The sequence below is a fragment of the Streptococcus sp. 2020WUSS084 genome (genome assembly GCF_044427445.1).
GTDB classification, from domain to species: domain Bacteria; phylum Bacillota; class Bacilli; order Lactobacillales; family Streptococcaceae; genus Streptococcus; species Streptococcus suis.
In genome coordinates this window covers 40,468-63,845 of record NZ_JAOTGC010000012.1, presented here as the reverse complement: position 1 = coordinate 63,845, position 23,378 = coordinate 40,468, and the positions used below count along the sequence as shown (strand labels likewise).

The window sequence follows — 23,378 nt, the reverse complement described above, 5'->3', positions numbered from 1 at the left end:
AAGAAAACGACTCCGAAAGAAGTCGCTTTTATCGAAAATTGGATTAACAACTACCCTAAAAAATGCTTGGACTACAAGTCGCCAAGTGAATTTCTTTTGGGTGGCTAACTTCAACTTGAAATTTGGGAGATTTTTATTTCCTAACTTCTCAAAGTGAGTTTGCTAAAATGTTCAAAAAATGCAAAAAATACAAAAAATACTTGACAGCATATATATATAATGGTTATAGGACGAGTTCCAATTATTCAATATGAAGGAGAACTGTATGAAAACAGTTGGAAAGTTTTTTGCGAAAAAGTTGGCTAGCCTCTTGGTTTTGTTACTGGTTGTTGGTCTAGGAGTCTTCTGGTTTAGAAATAGTATCTTTGCTTGGTTCCAAGGAACCCATACGGCTCAATATAAGTTTGTTATCAAAAAGTTTGAAGCAGAAAGCAAACTGGTTGTAGCAGGTGCCGAAGTGGATATGACAGTTCCACAGTCCTTTGATAATAACAAACTTAAAGAATGGCCAGACTGGACAGAACCGATTACCAAGCTCTTTGTAGGCCGTGAAATGTCTGTTGATATTCCTGTTCAGACGGAGTTCAAGCTGGTCTTGGAGGGCATTGGTCAGTCAGATGTTCAGATTCAAAACAATACCTTAACCTTCAAGAAACCTGTGCTTGTTGAAGTTGATTCGCAGCAACATGGAGAAATCAAAATCAGCAATAATAGCAATGGTATCGTAGATAAGGCGGTCGATGTCTTCACTTCTGGACAAAAGGCTCAGGAATTTCTAAATGATAAATCCCAAGAAGCTATTTACAAGACAAGTGAGGAAGTATTGAATGACGCAAAACGCCAAGAAAAAGTGGCGGCCTTTGCGGAAACAGCCTTAGAAAACCTCCTCAATCTGAATTCAGAAGAAAAACTTGAAGTTGAGATTGAAGTGGCCGACTTGAATTTCCAAATTGTGGATAAGAAATAGTTCTTTTAAACAAGGTCATGTCAGTAGACATGGCTTTTTATCTGCTCTGCCATTTCCAAAAAAGCCCAAAATATGATAAAATAAAGGGCAATATTTAGAGAAATGAGAAAGTCCATGAAACTACAAAAACCTAAAGGAACACAGGATTTACTACCGCAGGATTCTGCCAAATGGCAGTATGTGGAAAACTTTACCCGCAGCATTTTTAAACAGTACAATTATGCTGAGATTCGCACACCGATCTTCGAGCATTATGAGGTGATCAGTCGTTCGGTTGGAGATACGACAGACATTGTGACCAAGGAGATGTACGATTTCTATGATAAGGGAGAGCGTCATATCACCCTCCGTCCAGAAGGGACGGCACCGGTTGTTCGTTCTTATGTAGAAAACAAGCTCTTTGCTCCAGAAGTGCAAAAGCCAGCTAAGTTCTATTACATGGGTCCAATGTTCCGCTATGAGCGTCCGCAGGCAGGTCGTCTCCGTCAGTTCCACCAGATTGGTGTGGAGTGCTTTGGTTCCAATAACCCAGCGACAGACGTGGAAACCATTGCTATGGCCTATCACTTCTTTGAAGAGTTGGGAATCAAGGACATCCGCCTCCACCTCAACAGTCTGGGCAATCCAGAGAGCCGTGCCGCTTATCGCCAGGCCTTGATTGACTATCTGACGCCGCTCAAGGACCAGCTTTCCAAGGATAGCCAGCGCCGTCTAGAAGAAAATCCTTTGCGTGTGTTGGATTCCAAGGAAAAAGAAGACAAGGTCGCAGTGGAAAATGCACCGTCCATCTTGGACTATCTAGATGAAGAAAGTACTGCTCACTTTGAAGCGGTTAAGACTATGTTGGACAGCTTAGGCATTGCTTATGTGATTGACACCAACATGGTGCGTGGTTTGGACTACTATAACCATACTATTTTCGAGTTTATGACCGAGGTAGGTGGCAACGACCTGACCATCTGTGCCGGCGGTCGTTATGATGGTTTGGTGACCTACTTTGACGGACCTGAAACACCAGCTTTTGGCTTTGGCATGGGGATTGAGCGCCTCATCCTAGTCCTTGAAAAGCAAGGTATCGAGCTCCCTCTCGATACCCAGCTAGATGTTTACATAGCTGTTTTGGGTCAGGAGGCCAATGGCGGAGCGCTTGAGTTGGTTCAAGCCATCCGCAAGCAAGGGTTCCGTGCAGAGCGAGACTACCTTGACCGCAAGCTCAAAGCCCAGTTTAAGTCAGCAGATGTCTTTGGCGCTAAGGTCATCATTGCCCTGGGTGGCAGCGAAATCGAATCTGGACAGGTTGTGGTTAAAAATAACCAGACAAGAAGTCAAATTGAAACAAGCTTGGAAGCACTCAAAACAGATTTTGCAAGCATTTTAGAAGAATTGGAGAAGCAGTAGTCTAGGCTGCTTCTTTTTATTTTAGAAAGCAAAAAAAGAAGCGATTGGATAATCACTTCTTGAAAATAGTGGAGAATGAATTAGTGTGAGTGGCAGAAGTCTAAGACCATACGACCTTGGATAGTGCCAGCAACCATTTCATTGAAGACTGCTTCGGCATCTTCGACAGGACGTTTTTGAACGACTGGAACAACTAGTCCCATAGCACCGAAGTGGAAGGCTTCTTCTAGGTCTTTACGAGTACCAACTAGTGAGCCGACCACTTTGATACCGTCTAGCACAGTCTTCACGATACTGAGGTCCATGTATTCAGATGGAAGTCCTACAGCTACTACATATCCACCAGCACGAACACTGTCAATAGCTTGGTTGAAGGCTACTTTGGAAACAGCTGTTACAACAGTAGAGTGTACGCCGCCACCAGTAATTTCTTTAATATAACCAGGAACATCTTCTACTTCAAGGCCGTTGATCGTCACATCTGCACCAACTTCTTTGGCGAGTTCCAATTTATCATTATTGATGTCTACGGCGATAACATGAGCGTTGAAGACTTTTTTAGCGTATTGTACAGCAAGGTTTCCGAGTCCACCAGCACCATAGATAGCAATCCATTGACCTGGTTCCAAGTGAGCTTCTTTAATCGCTTTGTAGCAGGTAACGCCAGCACAAGTGATAGAACTTGCTTGAGCTGGATCAAGACCTTCTGGAACTTTTACTGCATAGTCCGCTGTTACAATACATTGCTCAGCCATACCACCGTCAACAGAGTAGCCGGCATTTTTTACGGTACGGCAGAGAGTTTCGCGACCGGTTGTACAATATTCACACATACCACAGCCTTGGAAGAACCAAGCAACGCTGACACGATCACCAACTTTTAGGCTGGTAACACTAGGTGCGATTTCCGTAACAATACCGATTCCTTCGTGACCAAGCACGCGACCAGGAACCTTACCAAAATCACCATTGGCAACGTGGAGGTCAGTGTGACAAACACCACAGTACTCAATTTGGACCAAAGCCTCACCAGCTTCGAGTGGACGAAGTTCCTTATCGACAACGACAACACCAGTAGATTCTGGATTTACAACGACTGCTTTCATAAGCAGACCTCCTGTTTTAATATTTTATGTACATTTTTGGATGTGTTAATATAGTTGTTTTATATTGTTAAGAATATCACAATGTAGACAAAAATGCAAGAGTAGAAAAGAAGGGACAAATGAATATGAAATTGAAAATTATCACGTAATTACTACAATATTTTCAAAAAAATCTATTTACTTGGAAGCGTTTTCTTGATAAACTAGTATCGTAAATGTTAGAGAAAGAATAAATGATAAAGATTTGTCTTACTTTATGTATTTTTTGACCAAACAAAGCAGAAACAAATCTGAACGTTTACTGAAAACAAGAAAAAGTAAGCGCTTTCTATAACAAAACAGAAAAAATGTGAAAAAATTAACAATTTCTCTTTACAAATAAAATAAAAAATAGTAGAATAACATTGTGAAAAAGTTAACAAATAGTTAGCGAGTATATTTGGAGGAACACAATGGCTGATAAAAAAGTAGTATCACCAGAAGAAAAGTTGGTAGAAGCGCGCAAGCACGTCGATGAGCTTGTTCAAAAAGGTTTGGTTGCTCTTGATGAGTTCCGTAAACTTGGTCAAGAAGAAGTAGACTATATTGTAGCGAAAGCTTCGGTTGCAGCCCTTGATAAACACGGTGAATTGGCAATGCACGCCTTTGAAGAAACCAAGCGTGGTGTATTCGAAGACAAGGCTACTAAGAACTTGTTTGCCTGTGAGCACGTTGTCAATAACATGCGCCACACGAAAACTGTTGGTGTTATCGAAGAAGATGAAGTGACAGGTTTGACTTTGATTGCTGAGCCGGTCGGTGTTGTTTGTGGTATCACACCAACAACAAACCCAACTTCTACAGCAATCTTTAAATCATTGATTGCCTTGAAGACACGTAATCCAATTGTCTTTGCCTTCCACCCATCTGCACAAGAATCTTCTGCTCATGCAGCTCGTGTTGTCTATGAAGCAGCTGTGGCAGCTGGTGCCCCTGAAAACTGTATCCAGTGGGTAACAAAACCATCTATGGAAGCAACGTCTGAGTTGATGAAACATGATGGTATTGCAACAATCCTTGCAACTGGTGGTAACGCAATGGTGCGTGCAGCTTACTCTTGTGGTAAACCTGCCCTTGGTGTAGGTGCAGGTAACGTTCCAGCCTATATTGAAAAATCTGCAAACATCCGTCAGGCAGCACATGACATCGTTATGTCTAAGTCATTTGACAACGGTATGGTCTGTGCGTCAGAACAAGCAGTTATCATTGATAAAGAAGTTTACGATGAGTTTGTAGCAGAATTCAAGTCTTACAAAACTTACTTCGTTAATAAGAAAGAAAAAGCTCTTCTTGAAGAATACTGCTTCGGTGTGAAAGCTAACAGCAAAAACTGTGCAGAAGGCAAATTGAATGCGGACATCGTTGGTCGCCCAGCTGCATGGATTGCTGAGCAGGCTGGCTTCTCAGTACCAGAAGGTACAAACATCTTGGCAGCTGAGGTTGCTGAAATCGGTGAAAAAGAGCCATTGACTCGTGAGAAATTGTCACCTGTTATTGCCGTCTTGAAAGTTGATGGTCGTGCAGAAGGTCTTGAAGCAGCTCGCCAAATGGTTGAATTCCACGGTCTCGGTCACTCTGCAGCTATTCATACGGAAGACGCAGAATTGGCGAAAGAGTTTGGTACAATCGTACGTGCTATCCGTGTTATTTGGAACTCTCCATCTACTTTCGGTGGTATCGGTGATGTTTACAACGCATTCTTGCCATCATTGACACTTGGTTGTGGTTCTTACGGACGCAACTCAATCAGTGATAACGTAAGTGCTATGAACTTGCTCAACATCAAGAAAGTAGGAAGACGTAGAAATAATATGCAATGGTTTAAAGTTCCTTCTAAAACATACTTCGAACGTGATTCTATCCAATATCTCCAAAAATGTCGTGACGTTGAACGTGTCATGATTGTTACAGACCGTGCCATGGTAGAACTTGGATTCCTAGATCGTATCATCGAACAATTGGACCTTCGTCGTAATAAAGTTGTTTACCAAATCTTCTCAGACGTTGAGCCAGATCCAGACATCACAACAGTTTATAAAGGTACAGAATTGATGCGTACCTTCAAACCAGATACAATCATCGCACTCGGTGGTGGTTCACCAATGGATGCTGCCAAAGTTATGTGGCTCTTCTACGAACAACCAACAGTTGATTTCCATGACCTAGTTCAAAAATTCATGGATATCCGTAAACGTGCCTTCAAGTTCCCAGAACTTGGTAAGAAATCTAAGTTTATCGCGATTCCAACTACATCAGGTACAGGTTCAGAAGTAACACCGTTCGCCGTAATCTCTGATAAAGCAAACAACCGTAAATACCCAATTGCTGACTACTCACTGACACCAACTGTGGCAATCGTTGACCCAGCACTCGTATTGACAGTACCTGCACACGTTACAGCAGATACTGGTATGGACGTATTGACTCACGCTACAGAAGCATACGTTTCAACAGTAGCAAACGACTTTACAGATGGTTTAGCACTTCAAGCTATCAAACTAGTATTTGAAAACCTTGAAAGCTCAGTGAAGAATGCTGACTTTGTATCACGTGAGAAAATGCACAACGCATCAACTATGGCAGGTATGGCCTTCGCCAACGCATTCCTAGGTATTTCTCACTCAATGGCTCATAAGATTGGTGGACGTTTCCATACTGTTCACGGTCGTACAAACGCTATCTTGCTTCCATACGTTATCCGCTACAACGGTACTCGTCCAGCTAAAACAGCTACATGGCCTAAGTACAACTACTATAAAGCAGATGAAAAATACCAAGACATCGCTCGTCTTCTAGGCTTGCCATGTTCAACACCAGAAGAAGCTGTTGCTGCATACGCACAAGCAGTTTACGACCTCGGTGAACGTATCGGTATCCAAATGAACTTGAAAGCACAAGGTATCGACGAGAAAGAACTTAAAGAACACTCTCGCGAATTGGCTCTTCTTGCCTACGAAGATCAATGTACACCAGCTAACCCACGTCTAGCAATGGTTGACCACATGCAAGAAATCATCGAAGACGCCTACTACGGTTATAAAGAACGTCCAGGTCGTTTGAAATAATCCTATTCCGTCGTCTTTCGTCGTTAGATTTCCTTGGTGAACTTCAGTTCTACCTTCGTCAATCTGCCTAGAAAGACTTAGGACTAGAATTATTTCGGTCGTTCGCCTTGTCTCGTTTAGAAAATCATCCCTTGGTGATTTAGCTTCGCCTTCGCCACCTAGACTCTCTTAGGAAAAACTGATTTCAAAATGAACATGCAAGTGTTTGTTAACAAATCATTTCTTAATAATTATTGTATAAACAATTGGACTAGCCTCCAAAACTTTCTCAACACCAGCTTACGTGAGTAGGTTGGTGTTTTTGTGCATGAATAGTTGATTAATAAATGTTGATAAGGTAAAGGTCATTGCGAAATCTGACTTTACTAGTCTATATTGGTAATTTATGCGTTTGAAGTTGTGTTGTATGTTGGGGGAGAAAATATCCATAGGGACAGGGTTCTCTAGCAATTGAAAAAATGGTATACTAATACTAGTTTTTAGTAAATTGAGGTAATGATGATGTCAGAGCAAGCACAAAGACAGGAACTTCACCGGAAAATATGGGCGATTGCAGATAAGGTACGAGGAGCAGTAGATGGTTGGGATTTCAAACAGTACGTCTTGGGAATTCTGTTCTACCGTTTTATCAGTGAGAATTTTAAAAATTACATCGAGGGTGGAGATCCAGATGTAGATTATGCTAATTTTCCAGAGGGGCAGATTACAGATGTCATCAAGGATGATGCAGTCAAAACCAAGGGATATTTTATCTATCCGTCGCAGTTATTTTCAAATGTGGTGAAACAGGCTAGAGGTAACGAAAATCTCAACACGGAGTTGAGGAAGATTTTTGATGCCATTGAGGATAGTGCGGTTGGCTATGATAGTGAGCATGATATCAAGGGCCTCTTTGATGATGTTGACACGCGGAGTAACCGCCTGGGAAATACCGTTGCAGAAAGAAATCAGCGTTTGGTGGATATTTTAGAAGAGATTGCCAATCTTGATTTTGGGGATTTCGAGGACAACAAAATCGACCTTTTTGGTGATGCTTATGAGTTCTTGATTTCAAACTATGCCTCAAATGCTGGTAAGTCAGGCGGGGAATTTTTCACCCCTCAAAGTGTGTCCAAGTTGCTGGCTAAGATTGTCATGCTGGGGAAAGATGAGAAGAATAAGATTAACAAAATCTACGACCCTGCGTGTGGTTCAGGCTCTCTCTTGCTTCAGGCCAAGAAGCAGTTTACCGAGCACATTATTGAAGATGGGTTTTATGGGCAGGAAATCAATATGACTACCTATAACCTGGCTCGGATGAATATGTTTCTTCACAACATTAACTATGATAAATTTAGCATTGAGCGTGGCAATACCCTGCTGGACCCCAAACATGGCAACGACAAGCCTTTTGATGCCATCGTGTCCAACCCACCGTATTCTATCAAGTGGATTGGCAGCGATGATCCAACCTTAATCAATGATGATCGCTTTGCACCAGCTGGGATCTTGGCTCCCAAGTCCAAGGCTGACTTTGCCTTCATCATGCACAGTCTTTCCTATCTTTCGTCAAAAGGCAGAGCAGCCATCGTGACCTTCCCTGGTATTTTTTATCGCGGAGGTGCGGAGCAAAAAATCCGGAAGTATTTGGTAGACGGAAACTTTGTGGAGGCTGTTATTCAGCTACCAGACAATCTCTTTTTTGGAACCTCTATTGCCACCTGTATTCTTGTTTTGGCTAAAAATAAGAATACGACAGATACACTCTTTATCGATGCCAGTCGGGAATTTAAAAAAGAAACCAATAATAACATCTTAACCGAAGACAATATCCAGAATATTTTAGATGGATTTGACAAGGGAGAAGATAAGGAATACTTTGTTTCAGTTGCATCACATGAGAAGATTGTCGAAAATGATTACAACCTGTCTGTTTCGACCTATGTAGAAAAGGAAGATACGCGAGAGAAGATTGACATCGTTCAGTTGAACAAAGATATCGCTGAAACTGTGAAAAATATTGACCGTCTGCGTGCTGAGATTGACAAGATTGTGGAGGAGTTGAGTCATGACCAATGATATCATCATCTACACAACAGATGACGGCAATGCATCAATCGAACTTCATCTGGACAATGGAACAGTCTGGCTGACCCAGTTGGAGTTAGCGGAACTTTTTCAGACTTCCAAGCAGAATATCAGCAAGCATATTAAGGCTATTTTTGAGGACGGAGAACTTGATGAAAAAGTGGTTGTCAACTACCAGTTGACAACCACTCAACACGGGGCAATGGCAGGCAAAACCCAGAGCCGAAAAACTGCTTACTACAATCTGGATATGATACTGGCTATCGGCTACCGAGTACGGTCACCTCGTGGGGTACAATTTCGGAACTACGCTTCAACGGTTTTAAAAGAGTACTTGATCAAAGGCTTTGCTATGGACGACGACCGTTTGAAAAATTTGGGTGGGGGAGCTTATTTCAAGGAACTCCTTGACCGCATTCGAGACATTCGTTCAAGCGAAAAAGTGTTTTATCGTCAGATTTTAGACTTGTTTGCGACCTCAAGTGACTATAATGCAAGAAGTAGTGAAGCCCAGCAATTTTTTGCAACGGTGCAGAATAAGTTGCATTACGCCATTCATCACCATACCGCAAGTGAACTGATTTACACTAGAGTAGATAGTGAGAAGGAATTTATGGGCTTGACGACCTTCAAGGGTGACTTGCCAACTTTGTCGGAGGCTACAGTTGCCAAAAATTATCTGACCGAGCAAGAGTTGCAAGGTCTCAATCAGTTGGTATCGGGGTATTTGGATTTTGCTGAGAGGCAGGCCCAACGTCAGATTGTCATGACCATGGCAGACTGGATTCAGCACGTAGATCGGATATTACAGGCAACGGGTGAGGACCTCTTGACCCATGCAGGAACTATATCCCGCGAGCAGATGACGGAAAAAGTCAGTCAAGAGTACCGAAAATATAAAGCCAAGACCCTCAGTCAAGTTGAAAAAGACTACCTAGCCCACATCAAACACCTAGAAAAAACAGCTCAAGAGGGGGAGAAAAAATGACCAAAATAGAAGAAATGATAGCTGAACTCTGCCATAATGGTATAGAGTGGAAAGAGTTGGGGGAAGTGTGTGAAATCCAGCGAGGGGTGAGAATTACAAAAAATCAACTCTTACCAAGTGGGTATCCAGTAGTCAGTGGCGGGACAGGCTACATGGGATATACTGATAATTACAACAGAGAAGCAGGTACCATCACTATAGCCCAGTATGGTACAGCAGGTTATGTTAATATGCAAAAAGAAAAGTTTTGGGCAAATGATGTATGTTTTTCAGTCTACCCGAAGGATATTCTGGTAAATAAATACTTATATTATGTGCTATCTAATAAACAAGAGTATCTGTACTCGATTTCAAATCGAACAGCAGTCCCATATTCAATATCGAAAGATAAAATATTGAAAATAAAAATTCCCATCCCCTCACTAGAAATTCAGGAAGAAATTGTGAAAATACTTGACAAATTCACGGAATATGTTACAGAATTGACCGCAGAATTGACCGCAGAATTGACCCTCCGACAGAAGCAATATAATTATTTTAGAGATTATTTGTTGAATTTTGATAGTAATAATTCGGGGGGGGGCGAACAATAAAGTTTATCAGGTGGAATGGAAGACGCTTAAGGATGTTGCAAAATTGAAAAATGGAAAAGATTGGAAAAGTCTTTCTGTTGGTGATGTTCCGGTCTATGGTAGTGGTGGTGCGATGGGAGAGTTTGTCTCAGAATATGCGTATGACAAACCGACTGTCTTAATTCCTAGAAAGGGGTCTATATCTAATTTATTTTATCTCGAAAAGCCTTTTTGGAATGTTGATACGATTTATTATACTGAAATTGATGAAAGCCAGGTTGTGCCAAGATATTTATATTATTACCTAACTACCATTGATTTGGAGAGTATGGCAACAAATCCAACAAGACTAAGTTTGACCCAAGCTATTCTGAATAAAATCCCCATCCCCGTTCCTTCTTTCCCTATCCAACAACGCATCGTTCAGGTTCTTGATAACTTTGATGCGGTTTGTAACGACCTTAATATCGGGCTGCCCAAGGAGATTGAGCTACGCCAAAAACAGTATGAATATTTTAGAGAAAAACTCTTGACATTCACCGCCGAAGGCGTGTATCCTGGACAGTGGACAGTGGACAGTGAGCGGGGAGCGTCCGACCTAATTCGCCTCTTGCAGTGGGTCTTTGGAACTATACGGATAGAGTTGGGGGCTGTGGCGAGATACGGCAACCAAAAAATATCAACTGGCGACTTATCTTCTAAGAGTTATATTGGTGTAGACAATCTTTTGCAAAATAGAGCAGGAAAACTGGATGCAACTTATCTTCCTGAAAATGTAAAAGTTAATATTTACGAAGAAGGAAATATTCTGATTGGTAATATTAGACCATATTTGAAGAAGATTTGGTTTGCGACAAATTCAGGTGGAGCAAGTCCAGATGTTTTGGTTATCCAAAATCAAGTGAAAGATTGTCTGGTAAACCGTTATATTTACCATATTTTGGCTAATGATAGATTTTTTGAATTTGATATGCAGAATGCTAAAGGATCGAAAATGCCTCGTGGAGATAAGGGAGCCGTTTTGCACTATCAATTTATTTTGCCGACATTCTCCGAACAATCCCACATCGTTTCTATTCTCGACAAGTTCGATGAGTTGACGACCTCAATTTCTCACGGTTTGCCAAAGGAAATTGAACTGCGTCAGAAGCAGTATGAGTATTTTAGAGATAAATTATTGACATTTTAAATTAGGGAAATAGTATGGGAAAAAGACTAGAAGAAATTGCAGAGGAATTGAGACAATCTCCTAAAACAGTCCAGTTGATATATGCTTTTAATGGGACTGGAAAAACTCGGTTATCAAAAGCATTTAAAAATATAGTTCAAGGTGATGATAGTCCTACAAGAGATAAAATTATTTATTATAGTGCTTTTACCGAAGACTTATTTTACTGGGACAATGATTTAGAAAATAACAAAGATTATAAATTAAAGGTACAACCGAACTCATTCTTGACTTGGATTATAGAAGAGCAAGGCCAGGATCAAAATATTATTAAAAATTTTCAGCATCACACAGATGATAAATTAAACCCTAGTTTTGATTTGGTGAATAATCAAGTTATTTTTATATTTCAAAGGGGAAATGAAGAGATACGTGAGCAAGTCAAACTTTCTAAAGGTGAGGAAAGCAACTTTATTTGGTCTATCTTTTACACATTACTAGAGTTGGTTATTAGTGAGAGAAAAATTGCTGAAGCGGAAGAGCGAAGCACTAGAGATTTTGATAATCTTGAATACATTTTTATAGACGACCCAGTCTCCTCGTTAGATGAAAATCATTTAATAGAAGTAGCATCGAATCTTGCAGGATTAATAAAAGAGAGCAATGATGAAAGGTTAGGTCTGAAATTTATTATTACAACTCATAATCCGCTGTTTTATAATGTCCTACATAATGAATTTGGAAATGCGGGTAAGTACAGATTGGAAAAGCTGGAAGATGGTACATATCAACTGCACACTCAGCGTAAGGACTCTCCTTTTGCCTACCATTTATTTCTTTGTGAACAAATTTCTAAAGCGATTGCTGAGGATAGTATTCAAAAATTTCATTTCAATTTTCTTCGCAACTTATATGAAAAAACTTCAACATTTCTGGGATATAAAGACTGGAAGGAATTATTTCCAGAAGAAGCTACTGATGATGTGCGACAAGCCTATAAGAAGCGTATTTTAGACTTTTCTAGTCACTCTAAGCACTCAGCGGAAGAAACGACAGAATTAAATTCTACCCACAAGCAAATGTTGGTATACTTATTTCATGATTTTATTGACCGATATCATTTCTATAAAGAGGAGTAACTATGTCCGAATTCATTCAAACAGACCCAATTATCGAATCCAACAATTTCATCGTTTTGGACAAGTATGTGAAGTCAGTACAGCCAGGTCATTATCAGACAGAAGCTGATTTGGAGAAGGAGCTGATTGCGGATTTGCAGCAGCAAGGTTATGAGTATCTGAACTACCTGACCACTCCTGAAGCATTGCTAGGGAATCTTCGGACGCAGATGGAAATGCTCAATCGTGTCAGTTTTACGGATGCGGAGTGGCAACGGTTTTTGGATGAGTATTTGAATAAACCAAGCGAGAGCTTGATTGATCGGACGCGTAAGCTTCATGATGATCACGTCTATGACTTTATTTTTGATGACGGGCATATTCAAAATATTTACCTGTGGGATAAGAAAAACATCAGTCGAAACAAATTGCAGATCATTAACCAGATGAAGCAGACCGGTACGAGTGCCAATCGGTACGATGTGACCCTCTTGGTCAATGGTTTGCCCTTGGTTCAGATTGAGTTGAAAAAACGCGGAGTTGCCATTCGGGAGGCTTTTAACCAGGTCCATCGCTACAGCAAGGAAAGTTTTAACGAAGAAAATTCCCTCTTCAAGTACCTGCAACTCTTTATTATTTCAAATGGGACAGATACCCGCTACTTTGCCAATACGACCAAGCGGAATAAGAATTCCTTTGATTTCACTATGAATTGGGCCTTGAAGAATAATAATCCGATCAAGGATTTGAAGGACTTCACAGCAACTTTCTTAAGCAAGCAGACCTTGTTAAATGTCTTGATCAATTATTCCGTTTTTGATACCAGTGATACCTTGTTAATCATGCGTCCTTATCAGATTGCGGCGACTGAGAGGATTATCTGGAAAATTCGCTCTGCTATTGCTTCAAAAATCAAGAGTGGACCGGAAACAGGTGGCTATATCTGGCATACGACTGGATCTGGAAAGACCTTGACTAGTTTTAAAGCGGCACGCTTGGCGACGGAGATGGCCGAAGTGGACAAGGTCTTTTTCGTGGTGGACCGCAAGGACTTGGATTATCAGACCATGAAGGAGTACCAGCGGTTCTCTCCAGATTCGGTCAATGGCTCCAACAGTACTGCAGGGCTCAAGCGAAACATTGAAAAAGATGACAATAAAATTGTGGTGACCACCATTCAAAAGCTCAATCATTTCATGACAAGTGAGCAGGAGCACGAAATCTATGACAAGCAAGTGGTTTTCATTTTTGATGAGTGTCACCGCTCGCAGTTTGGGGAGGCCCAAAAACGCCTGAAGCAAAAATTCAAGAAATATTGTCAATTTGGCTTTACAGGGACACCGATTAAGGTGGAGAATGCTTTAGGTGCAGAAACCACTCAATCTGTCTTTGGAAAAGAACTCCATTCTTACGTTATTACTGATGCCATACGGGATCAGAAGGTCTTGAAATTCATGGTGGATTACAATGATGTCCGCCCACAATTCAAGGCCTATGAAACAGAGCAGGATTTGGAAAAGTTGAGTGCTGCTGAGCCCAAGAAAGCTCTTTTACACCCAACTCGCATCTCAGAAATTTCCAGCTATATCTTGGAGCATTTCAATCAAAAAACACATCGCCAGTCAGGAAAAGGCTTTAATGCTATGTTTGCCGTTTCGAGTGTTGAAGCTGCCAAAGCCTATTACCAGGAATTGCAGGAGCAGCAAGCAGGGCGAGAAAAGCCACTAAAAATTGCGACGATTTTCTCTTTTGCGGCTAACGAGGCCCAGGCTGCGATTGGGGAAATTGATGATGAGAATTTTACTCCGAATGACTTACCAGACCTCAGCAGTAAGGAATTTTTAAGTCGTTGCGTGCATGATTACAATCAGCTGTTTCAAACCAATTACACAATCAACGGCAATGATTTCCAGAATTATTACCGTGACTTAGCCAAGCGAGTGAAGACGGGTGAGGTCGATTTATTGATTGTAGTGGGAATGTTCTTGACAGGTTTTGATGCCCCTACTTTGAATACCTTATTTGTAGATAAAAATCTCCGCTATCATGGTCTTATCCAAGCTTTTTCACGAACCAATCGGATTTATGATGCGACCAAGTCTTTTGGCAATATCGTAACATTTCGAGATTTGGAGAAGGCGACGACAGATGCTATCAAGCTCTTTGGAAAAACGGAAACAGCAGAGGTCTTGTTGGAACGCTCCTATAAAGATTACTTGGAGGGTTATGTCGATGCTGGTGAACAAGAAGCAGGCTATTTGGCTGTTGCTCAGGAGCTCCTGGAGCGTTTTCCAGATCCAAGAGAGATTGTCAAAGAAAGTGATAAGAAAGCCTTTGTAGATTTGTTTGGGAAGTTTTTGAAGCTGGATAATATTCTCCAGAACTACGATGACTTTGTGCGTTTACAGGCTGTTCAGATGCTTGATTTTGAAAATCCTGAGGAAGTAGCTGCTTTTCAAGCCAAATACCAGATGGATATTGAAACGATGGAAAAGCTGGCTCAGCTCCCTATACCGACAGTTCGGGAAATTCAGGACTATCGTTCTGCCTACAATGATATCAGAGATTGGTATACACGAGAACGCCAGAATCAGCAAGACAGCAAATCAACAGTAGACTGGGATTCGGTGGTCTTTGAGGTCGAGTTGTTGAAATCACAAGAGATCAATCTAGATTATATCTTGGAATTGATTTTTGAAACCAATAAAACAGTATCGGACAAGGACGCTTTGGTAGAAGAAATCATACGGACAATTCGTGCCAGTCTTGGTAATCGAGCCAAGGAAGACTTGATTGTGAAGTTTATTCGTCGAAGTGATTTGGATAGTTTTGTGGATAAGACGGACATTATCGAAAAATTCTTCCTCTTTGCTCGGAAGGAACAGAAAAAAGAAGTTGCCGAGCTTATTCAGCAAGAAGGCTTGAATGAAGAGAGTGCCAAGCGGTATATTCAACTTTCTTTGAGGAGGGAATATGCCAGTGAAAATGGGAATGCTCTCAACGAAACCTTGCCAAAGATGAGCCCCCTAAATCCTCAGTATCATACGAAGAAGCAGACTGTTTTCCAAAAAATCAGTGCCTTGGTTGAAAAATTTAAGGGGATTGGTGGAAGTATCGACTAAGAAAACCGGACATCTGTTCGGTTTTTTGGCTTATCTTTCACAATTTTCTGTCAATTTATGGTAGAATAGAAAAAATAGATTTTTTATGAGGGATACCATGACATTAGTATATCAATCAACACGCGATGCTAAAAATACTGTATCGGCTAGTCAGGCGATTTTACAGGGCTTGGCGACCGACGGTGGTTTGTTCACACCGATTTCTATTCCTGCAGTTGACTTGGATTTTTCTGTTTTGAAAGACGCTTCTTATCAAGAAGTTGCCAAGCTGATTTTGTCGGCTTTCTTGGATGATTTCACGGCAGACGAGCTGGATTACTGTATCAACAATGCCTACGACAGCAAGTTTGACACGCCAGTTATTGCCCCAGTTGTCAAGCTAAAAGGTCAGTACAACTTGGAGCTCTTCCGAGGCTCAACCATTGCCTTTAAGGATATGGCTCTGTCCATCCTGCCTTACTTGATGACGACTGCGGCTAAAAAGCATGGTTTGGAAAATGAGATTGTCATCTTGACCGCGACATCAGGCGACACGGGCAAGGCAGCCATGGCTGGTTTTGCAGACGTTCCTGGTACGCAAATCATTGTTTTCTACCCACGTGACGGGGTGTCTAAGGTCCAAGAATTGCAGATGACCACGCAGACAGGGGCTAATACTCACGTGGTGGCTATTGATGGAAACTTTGACGATGCCCAAACCAACGTCAAGCACATGTTCAACGATGAGGCTCTTCGTGCCAAGTTGGCGGCTAAGAAACTCCAATTTTCATCAGCTAACTCCATGAACATCGGCCGCTTGGTGCCACAGATTGTTTACTATGTCTATGCCTACGCTCAGTTGGTTAAGACTGGTGAGATTGCGGCGGGTGACAAGGTCAACTTCACCGTTCCGACAGGTAACTTCGGTAACATCTTGGCGGCTTACTACGCTAAGCAGATCGGTCTGCCAGTTGGCAAGCTCATCTGTGCGTCCAACGACAACAATGTCTTGACCGACTTCTTCTCGACAGGCGTTTACGACAAGAACCGTACCTTCCGCGTGACCACCAGTCCGTCCATGGACATCTTGGTGTCCTCTAACTTGGAACGGTTGATTTTCCACCTCTTTGGCAATGACGCTGCAAAAACAGCTGAATTGATGGAAGCTTTGAACACAGCTGGTCAGTATGACATTCAAGGAGCTGACGCGGACATCTTATCTCTCTTTGCTGCCGCCTTTGCGACGGAAGAAGAAACCGCTGCGGAAATCAAGCGTGTCCATGAGGAGTCAGACTACATTGAAGATCCACATACGGCTGTTGCCTCAGCTGTCTATAAACAGTATGTGGAGCAAACAGGGGACCAAACTCCGACAGTGATTGCTTCTACAGCAAGTCCGTACAAGTTCCCAGTGGTTGCGGTTGAAGCTGTGACAGGCCAGTCAGGCTTGACTGACTTTGAAGCCCTTGCCAAACTGCATGAGATTTCAGGTGTAGCCCTGCCACCAGCTGTGGACGGCTTGGAAACGGCACCTGTCCGCCACAATACCGTTGTTGCAGCTGCAGATATGCAGGTTGAAGTAGAACGTTATTTGGGTGTGTAATAAAAAATGACTGATGACAAACTGCTTATTTTGAGCAGTTTGTTTTTTATTATCATTAAAATTAAAATTTACAGATAATTTAAAGAATGATATACTATAATGGAATATGTTTTAGAGAGGTAAACAATGGCACAAGAAGAAAAAATTTCTCGTGAAAAGAAAAAAGCCCTCTTGAAGCGGCTCAAAGAACGTATCAAGCCCAAGATGAAGCTGGTCTATTTGGCAGCCTTTCTATCCTGGGTACAATTTTTGATGCGGATTATTTCCTTCTATCTGATTGCTAAGGGCTTTGTGACCTACTATGAGGGTGGTCAGGTTGATTTAGTAAGGTTTGTCCTTATCTTGCTGGGGCTCAATGCTTTTGGATATGGTGTGGCCTTGATCGCCAAGCGTTTGCAGGGCTTGGGCTCCCAGTTTGCTCGGGATTCGCTCAAGCAGTCCTTCTTTGAGGCCCTCTTGGCCAAGGACGGTCAGTTTGCATCAAAAGCGACAGCGGCAGATGTCTTTAACATCGCTTCGCAAGGGATTGACAGTCTGGATACCTACTATTCCTACTACATGGCTTCTTCCTTGCGGACCCAGTTCAACTGTGCGACTGTTCTCTTGCTGGTCTTTCTGATTTTCCCGCTAGGTGCAGTCATTTTCATCCTGGCCCTGCCTCTGATTCCCATTTCCATTATCGCGATGCAGAAGCGGTCCAAGCGGATCATGAATCGCTACTGGGGCTCCTACATGGATGTGGGCAATCTTTTCTTGGACGACCTCAAGGGGCTCAATACCCTCTATTCCTACCAGGCGGACGCGGCTTATGAAAAGACCTTCAATGAGCAGGCGGAGGACTTCCGCGATGCGACCATGGAGTTGCTCAGTTTCCAGCTGCAAGCGGTGGGCTACATGGATGCGGTCATGTATCTGGGGATTGGTCTGTCTGGTTTTGTGGCGGTCAATAGCCTAGCGGCAGGCAATCTCTCCCTCTTTAGTATGCTTTTCTTTGTCCTCATTGCGACGGAGTTTTTTGCACCCATACGGGAGCAGGGCTACGGTATGCACTTGGTCATGATGAATACCAAGATGGCGGATCGCATTTTTTGGTTTCCTGGACAGCATGACAGCGGAGCAGGAAATCAATGCAGCCCATGTGCCTGCTTTTGACAGTCTGAAACTGGAAAATCTGGCCTTTGCCTACGGAGAAAAGCCAGTCCTAGAAGATATTTCCATGACCATGATGGCTGGCAAGGTTTATGCCTTGGCCGGTGAGTCAGGGCAGGGGAAAACGACCTTGGCCCAGTTGCTCTTGCGACGTTTGCGGGCGAATAAGGGAGTGATATACTTGGGTGAGCAGGAGATTTCAGGTGTCAGTCAGGTATCTCTGAATGAGCAGGTCCTCTATGTGTCGGGCCAGTCAACCTTGCTCAACCAGTCGATCTATGAGAATTTACGTATGGCTGGTGATTGGACCAAGGAAGACATCTTGGCTTGGGCAGATCAGCGTGGAGTCTTGCAGTTTGTTAAGCATCTGCCAGACGGTCTAGACACGATTGTGGGCGATGACGGTGCTTTCTTGTCACCTGGTCAACGTCAGCAGGTCATCTGTGCCCGTGCGGTTTTGGCCAAACGCTCGCTCTATATCTTTGACGAGGTGACGTCTAGCGTCGATCAGGACAATGAAGGCTTGATTTACGACTTGATAAACCTGGTGGCGAAAGATGCCATTGTCATCATTATTACCCATAAGATGAAGCAGGTGGAACAGGCAGATGATATTCTCTTCTTGTCTGCGGAGGGGGCTGTGACAGGCAGTCATGCTACACTTTATCAGACTAGCTCGGCCTATCGTCAGCTGGTCGACCAACAAAGAGAATTGGAGGAAGCCGTTTATGGATAAGAAAGAAATGCCGATACGGGTGCTGATTCCGAGACTCTTGGGCTCGATGAAACACCTCTTGCCACGGATTGCGGTGGCGGTCTGCTTTGCAGTCTTGGGACAGGTGGTGACCATTGCGATTCCAGTAACCCTGGTCTACCTGGCTTTTGATGCCCTTGCTGGCAATCCCGCTCCGCTATGGACTTTGGGAACCCTCATTCTCCTAGCTCTTTTACGTGGTGCCTTCCGCTATGGTGAGCATTACTTTGGTCATTATGTGGCCTTTCATACGCTGGCGGCCTATCGTCGTTTGATTTTCGCAAAATTGAGGGCCCTGGTTCCTGGGAAATTGGACCGGCAGGACAGCGGTAGCCTGCTTAAGATGATTGGTGAGGACATTGAGGCCTTGGAGGTTTTCTTTGCCCATACCATTGCCCCGATTTGTACAGGGATTTTAGTGGCTCTTGGTTTGACAGTCTATTTTGGTCTATCCAGCTGGGGCTTGGCCCTTCTGGCTTTGGTGACCTATGCCCTTTTGGCAATTGCTATTCCAAATCGGTTTGCCAAGCAGCTGCAGCCCTTGCTCAAAGAGCAAAATGCTAGCCGTAAGGGCTATGTTTCCTACTTTATTGAAAGTCTCAAGAGCATGAAGGACCTGATGCAGTTCCAGCAGACAGATGCTCGTTTTGCCACTCTGACGCAGAAAAGTCAGGAGGTCAACGGTCAGGAGCGAAAGGTTGCCCAGACCAACTTTATGCAGTATGCCGTTTCCTTTTTGGTGGTGGGTCTGTCTATCATGGGCTTTGCCTGGCTGACCTTCGACTTGGTCGGCAGTCAAAACTTGGAACTAGCGACAGGAGTGGCTCTTCTGGTTTCCTTTACCAGTTCCTTTGCTCCCTTCTTGGAGCTCAGCCGTCTGCCTCTTGGTTTCAAGCGGGCTATGAATGCTGGTCGGAACATCTATGCTCTTTTGGATGAAAAAGAAGCAGAGCGAACAGGTGACTTGGTAGAGGTCAGCGTGACGGATATTGCTATTGAGCAAGTGGACTTCGACTATGATGACCGAGAAACAGGGCTCTATCGCAATCTGTCTGTCCAGTTTGAACAGGGTGGCATCATTGGTCTGGTCGGTGAGTCCGGTGCAGGAAAATCCACCTTGATGAAACTAATCATGCGGTGGTATGACTGGCAGCAAGGCCAAATCCGCCTGTCTGGCTTGGATAGTCGGCAGGTAGATAAGGCTCATTTGCAGGGGGCTTTTGCCTATGTACCACAGGTGCCACAAATCTTCCGCCAGACCATTCGGGAAAATCTTGTCTTGGGTCGTACGGATATATCGGATGAAACCATCATGGACTTGGCAGAAAAATGCCACATGAAAGAACGGATTTTGGCAGCACTGCAGGGCTTGGATACGCTTGTGGAGGCCAGTGATTTTTCAGCAGGAGAGGGGCAACGCTTGGAACTCATGCGAGCCCTGCTCAAAAATGCGGATTGCTATATCTTTGATGAGCCAACTAGTAACCTAGATTCGCTCAATGAAGCCCGCTTTATCCAGCTGGTTAAGGAACACTGCCAGGGCATGGTCTTCTTGATTTCTCATAGAAGCTCGACCATGGCTTGTGCGGATACCATTTTCCGCTTGGAAGACGGACAATTAGTAAAGGAAAAATAAATGAAGAAATTACAAGTAAAAGATCTGATGGTAACAGGGGCTTTTGCTGCCCTCTACTTTGTTTGTGTTGGTCTAGGAACCTTGTTGAGCTTGGTTTTTGATCGTTCGGGTAATATGATGTATGCACCTGCTGGAGCAGCCCTTTTGGCAGGACCTGTTTATATGTTATTGGTAGCCAAGGTTGGTAAATTTGGTTCAATTAGTCTGGTTGGAGCAGTCATGGCCTGTTTCTTTTTCCTATCAGGCTATATGACAGCGGCCTTTCTCCCAAGTTTGACCTTTGGTTTTTTGGCAGAAATGGTAGCGAAGTCAGGTCGCTACAAACAAAAATGGACCAATCTTCTTAGCTATGTCATTTTCTCTTTTGGAAACTTGGGACCTATTATTCTTATGTGGTTCATGCGAGATGCCTATGAGGCCAATCTTTTGGCACGTGGAAAATCAGCAGAATATATAGCCCGTGTCATGTTAGATTTCACGCCAGCCAATGTCCTCTGGTTATCAACGACCATTATCTTAACAGCTCTTATCAGTGGTTTGTTTGGTCAATATATGCTTAAGCGCTATTTTAAACAATCAGGTTATCTTTCATGAAATTAGATGCTCGTACAAAAATTATTCTCGTCATCTTCACTAGTTTTACCTATGGGATGAGGCTTACAATATTAGAAAATGCAGTGCTGGTCTTAGGCCTTAGCCTGCTTTTCTGGTTTTCTGGAAAGCGGAAAATGGCTATAATGAGTCCGATAGCCTTTTCTATTTTTTGTCTGTTATCCTATATTACATTTTTACCAGCATGGCTGACGCATTTGTTGCTTGTATTGACCTATACATGGCCTCCGCTTTTGGCAGGACATCTATTACTGATGACGACAAGTGGTTACGAACTCATTCATGGCTTGCGGAAATGGCACCTGCCAGAGGTATTTCTTTTGACGTTGGGAGTAATGTTTCGTTTCCTACCTGCCATTAAACAGGATGCTCGTACGATTTGTGCCTCTTTGAAGGTTAGAGGAATTTTTTTAAGGAAGAGAGATGTGGTTTGCAAGCCACTCCAGTACATGGAGTTTTTCTTGGTTCCCTTGATGATGTCTCTCTTGCGAACAGCTCAGGAATTGACAGTAGCTAGTCTGACAAAAGGTTTGGCTGTATCTACAAAATCACCTGCATATATTCGGTCGTCTTGGACCGTGCTAGATTGGAGTCTTTGTTTATGTTGTCTCGGTTTTCTGATTCTCGTCCGGCTGTGACGGTAAAAAATGTAGCATTAACTTATTCAGGAGCAGATAAACCAGCCTTGCAGATAGAGAATTTGACCATTCCAGAAGGCCAGTGTGTTGTTTTATGTGGGGAGAGTGGCTCTGGGAAGTCTAGTTTTCTCAAGGTGTTAAATGGTTTGACGCCAGAATATTATCCTGCTCAGCTTTCGGGACAAATTTTCTTAGGGGACTTGGATTTACAAAAATCTAGTCTGGAAGAAATATCCCGGCACATTGCTTCAGTCTTTCAGCATCCGTCTACTCAATTTTTTCATAGTCAGGTCTTGCAGGAATTGGTTTTCCCTTGTGAAAATCAGGGTTTGTCAAGAGAAGAAATCGAGAATCGCCTGGCTTGGGTTATGGAATTATTTGGTTTGGCTTCTCTTAGCCAGCGAATGATTTCCAGTCTATCAGGTGGGCAGCAACAACGTCTAGCCTTGGCCGTTGCAGCTATGCAAGGGACAGATGTCTTGGTTTTAGATGAGCCGACTGCCAACCTAGATCAGGAAGGGATTGCGATTGTAGAGGACATCTTGAAAACTTTAAAAAGCCGAGGCAAGACCATTATTATTGCCGAGCATAGACTGTCTTATCTCAGTCAGTTGGCAGATCGCTATTTATATTTTCAAGATGGGCAAGTGGTGACGGATTATCTAGCAGATGAGTTTTTAAGTCGGACAGAAGAATGCCGTCAGGATATGGGACTGCGTTGTTATGACTCGGAGCCTTATGGGCGGGCAATAGCAGAGCTGGCAGACCAGTTTGTTAATGATAAAGAGGGTTTACTTGTTGAAAATTTATCGGTAAGTCAGAAAGAGAATACTCTCTACGAGATTGAAAAAACTCTGCTTGGCATCAGGACAGGTGGTGGGTCTGGTTGGAGCGAATGGTTCTGGAAAAACAAGCCTTGCTCGTTATCTGGTCGGTTTAGCGGAAGATAAGAAGAGTAGGATTTCTTGGCAAGGTCAAACCTTATCTAGTCGCCAGAGATTGGAAAAAACAGCCTTTGTTATGCAGGATGTTCGACTCCAACTATTTGCGGAAAGTGTTGAGCGAGAACTTACTCTTGGAAGGAAAAATAGAGCTGTCGATGAACATTTGGTGGCTCGTTTTGGTCTATCGGATTTGTTGGAGAGACATCCGGTCAGTTTATCGGGCGGTGAACAACAGCGCGTGATGATAGTGGCTAGCTTACTGGCAGATAAGGAAATTTTCATTTTTGATGAACCGACGAGCGGCTTGGATTTGAGACGAATGCAGCAAGTTGCTTCCGCTTTAGTAGACTTAAAAATGAAGAATAAGTTGGTTTTGTTAATTTCTCACGATGAAGAGCTATTGAATCTGGTTTGTGATAAAATAGTAGATATTAAACAGTTGAAATAGAGATT

The 23,378-nt window shown here is 42.9% G+C and carries 15 protein-coding genes and 3 pseudogenes; 17 read left to right on the top strand and 1 reads right to left on the bottom strand.

Going from position 1 to position 23,378, the window contains the following annotated elements; all coding sequences use genetic code 11:
- The 3 genes and pseudogenes from ODU50_RS07765 to hisS all read left to right on the top strand — a co-directional run.
- Nucleotides 1–108: pseudogene (locus ODU50_RS07765) on the top strand (IS30 family transposase); the annotation flags it as partial.
- Between the two features lie 157 nt (nucleotides 109–265).
- Nucleotides 266–967, top strand: coding sequence for a hypothetical protein (locus ODU50_RS07760; protein WP_105153399.1), 702 nt, complete (start codon nucleotides 266–268; stop codon nucleotides 965–967).
- A gap of 114 nt (nucleotides 968–1,081) precedes the next feature.
- Entirely contained in the window at nucleotides 1,082–2,365 is a 1,284-nt protein-coding gene (gene hisS, locus ODU50_RS07755; protein WP_105153398.1) for a histidine--tRNA ligase, read from the top strand.
- An 80-nt stretch (nucleotides 2,366–2,445) separates the two neighbouring features.
- Here hisS and adhP read toward each other — a convergent pair whose 3' ends face one another.
- Nucleotides 2,446–3,471: an alcohol dehydrogenase AdhP gene (gene adhP, locus ODU50_RS07750; protein WP_105153397.1), complete on the bottom strand. Its 1,026-nt coding sequence runs from the start codon at nucleotides 3,469–3,471 to the stop codon at nucleotides 2,446–2,448.
- A gap of 452 nt (nucleotides 3,472–3,923) precedes the next feature.
- Here adhP and adhE point away from each other — a divergent pair, with 452 nt between their 5' ends.
- The 14 genes and pseudogenes from adhE (at nucleotide 3,924) to ODU50_RS07680 (ending at nucleotide 23,373) form a co-directional block, all read left to right on the top strand.
- The gene (adhE, locus tag ODU50_RS07745; protein ID WP_074391397.1) at nucleotides 3,924–6,575 is read left to right on the top strand and encodes a bifunctional acetaldehyde-CoA/alcohol dehydrogenase; all 2,652 of its coding nucleotides are present in this window, start codon (nucleotides 3,924–3,926) and stop codon (nucleotides 6,573–6,575) included.
- Between the two features lie 501 nt (nucleotides 6,576–7,076).
- Nucleotides 7,077–8,633, top strand: coding sequence for a type I restriction-modification system subunit M (locus tag ODU50_RS07740; RefSeq protein ID WP_105153396.1), 1,557 nt, complete (start codon nucleotides 7,077–7,079; stop codon nucleotides 8,631–8,633).
- Complete coding sequence (locus tag ODU50_RS07735; RefSeq protein ID WP_105153395.1) at nucleotides 8,623–9,630, top strand: virulence RhuM family protein; 1,008 nt, start codon at nucleotides 8,623–8,625, stop codon at nucleotides 9,628–9,630. Before ODU50_RS07740 ends, ODU50_RS07735 begins: the two co-directional genes overlap by 11 nt.
- A gap of 14 nt (nucleotides 9,631–9,644) precedes the next feature.
- Nucleotides 9,645–10,758: pseudogene (locus ODU50_RS07730) on the top strand (restriction endonuclease subunit S); the annotation flags it as partial.
- Nucleotides 10,753–11,391 (top strand): restriction endonuclease subunit S, encoded by a 639-nt coding sequence (locus ODU50_RS07725; RefSeq protein WP_398581392.1) that lies wholly within the window; start codon nucleotides 10,753–10,755, stop codon nucleotides 11,389–11,391. The pseudogene ODU50_RS07730 and the gene ODU50_RS07725, both read left to right, overlap by 6 nt.
- A 14-nt stretch (nucleotides 11,392–11,405) precedes the next feature.
- Nucleotides 11,406–12,509: an AAA family ATPase gene (locus tag ODU50_RS07720; protein WP_029752364.1), complete on the top strand. Its 1,104-nt coding sequence runs from the start codon at nucleotides 11,406–11,408 to the stop codon at nucleotides 12,507–12,509.
- A gap of 2 nt (nucleotides 12,510–12,511) precedes the next feature.
- A complete protein-coding gene (locus ODU50_RS07715; RefSeq protein WP_044681746.1) occupies nucleotides 12,512–15,610 on the top strand; it encodes a type I restriction endonuclease subunit R in 3,099 nt (1,032 codons plus the stop codon).
- A gap of 97 nt (nucleotides 15,611–15,707) precedes the next feature.
- Entirely contained in the window at nucleotides 15,708–17,192 is a 1,485-nt protein-coding gene (gene thrC, locus ODU50_RS07710) for a threonine synthase (RefSeq protein WP_105153393.1), read from the top strand.
- A 126-nt stretch (nucleotides 17,193–17,318) separates the two neighbouring features.
- Nucleotides 17,319–19,077: pseudogene (locus ODU50_RS07705) on the top strand (ABC transporter ATP-binding protein/permease).
- Nucleotides 19,070–20,731, top strand: coding sequence for an amino acid ABC transporter ATP-binding/permease protein (locus ODU50_RS07700; protein ID WP_105153392.1), 1,662 nt, complete (start codon nucleotides 19,070–19,072; stop codon nucleotides 20,729–20,731). The pseudogene ODU50_RS07705 and the gene ODU50_RS07700 overlap by 8 nt, the downstream one beginning before the upstream one ends.
- Complete coding sequence (locus ODU50_RS07695) at nucleotides 20,732–21,325, top strand: MptD family putative ECF transporter S component (protein ID WP_105105574.1); 594 nt, start codon at nucleotides 20,732–20,734, stop codon at nucleotides 21,323–21,325. It abuts the gene before it with no gap.
- Nucleotides 21,322–21,981, top strand: coding sequence for an energy-coupling factor transporter transmembrane component T (locus tag ODU50_RS07690; protein ID WP_105105573.1), 660 nt, complete (start codon nucleotides 21,322–21,324; stop codon nucleotides 21,979–21,981). Before ODU50_RS07695 ends, ODU50_RS07690 begins: the two co-directional genes overlap by 4 nt.
- Nucleotides 21,945–22,931 carry an ABC transporter ATP-binding protein gene (locus tag ODU50_RS07685; RefSeq protein ID WP_238145663.1) on the top strand — a complete coding sequence of 329 codons (987 nt, stop codon included), beginning with the start codon at nucleotides 21,945–21,947 and terminating at the stop codon, nucleotides 22,929–22,931. The genes ODU50_RS07690 and ODU50_RS07685 overlap by 37 nt, the downstream gene beginning before the upstream one ends.
- Entirely contained in the window at nucleotides 22,840–23,373 is a 534-nt protein-coding gene (locus ODU50_RS07680; RefSeq protein ID WP_228381359.1) for an ATP-binding cassette domain-containing protein, read from the top strand. The genes ODU50_RS07685 and ODU50_RS07680 overlap by 92 nt, the downstream gene beginning before the upstream one ends.
- Nucleotides 23,374–23,378: the final 5 nt, after the last annotated feature.

Coding starts and splice junctions, on each gene's coding strand:
- thrC (WP_105153393.1), top strand. CDS start 15,708: ATGACATTAGTATATCAATCAACACGCGATGCTAAAAATACTGTATCG.
- ODU50_RS07720 (WP_029752364.1), top strand. CDS start 11,406: ATGGGAAAAAGACTAGAAGAAATTGCAGAGGAATTGAGACAATCTCCT.
- ODU50_RS07695 (WP_105105574.1), top strand. CDS start 20,732: ATGAAGAAATTACAAGTAAAAGATCTGATGGTAACAGGGGCTTTTGCT.
- ODU50_RS07735 (WP_105153395.1), top strand. CDS start 8,623: ATGACCAATGATATCATCATCTACACAACAGATGACGGCAATGCATCA.
- ODU50_RS07700 (WP_105153392.1), top strand. CDS start 19,070: ATGGATAAGAAAGAAATGCCGATACGGGTGCTGATTCCGAGACTCTTG.
- adhP (WP_105153397.1), bottom strand. CDS start 3,471: ATGAAAGCAGTCGTTGTAAATCCAGAATCTACTGGTGTTGTCGTTGTC.
- adhE (WP_074391397.1), top strand. CDS start 3,924: ATGGCTGATAAAAAAGTAGTATCACCAGAAGAAAAGTTGGTAGAAGCG.
- ODU50_RS07685 (WP_238145663.1), top strand. CDS start 21,945: ATGTTGTCTCGGTTTTCTGATTCTCGTCCGGCTGTGACGGTAAAAAAT.
- hisS (WP_105153398.1), top strand. CDS start 1,082: ATGAAACTACAAAAACCTAAAGGAACACAGGATTTACTACCGCAGGAT.
- ODU50_RS07715 (WP_044681746.1), top strand. CDS start 12,512: ATGTCCGAATTCATTCAAACAGACCCAATTATCGAATCCAACAATTTC.
- ODU50_RS07740 (WP_105153396.1), top strand. CDS start 7,077: ATGTCAGAGCAAGCACAAAGACAGGAACTTCACCGGAAAATATGGGCG.
- ODU50_RS07690 (WP_105105573.1), top strand. CDS start 21,322: ATGAAATTAGATGCTCGTACAAAAATTATTCTCGTCATCTTCACTAGT.
- ODU50_RS07760 (WP_105153399.1), top strand. CDS start 266: ATGAAAACAGTTGGAAAGTTTTTTGCGAAAAAGTTGGCTAGCCTCTTG.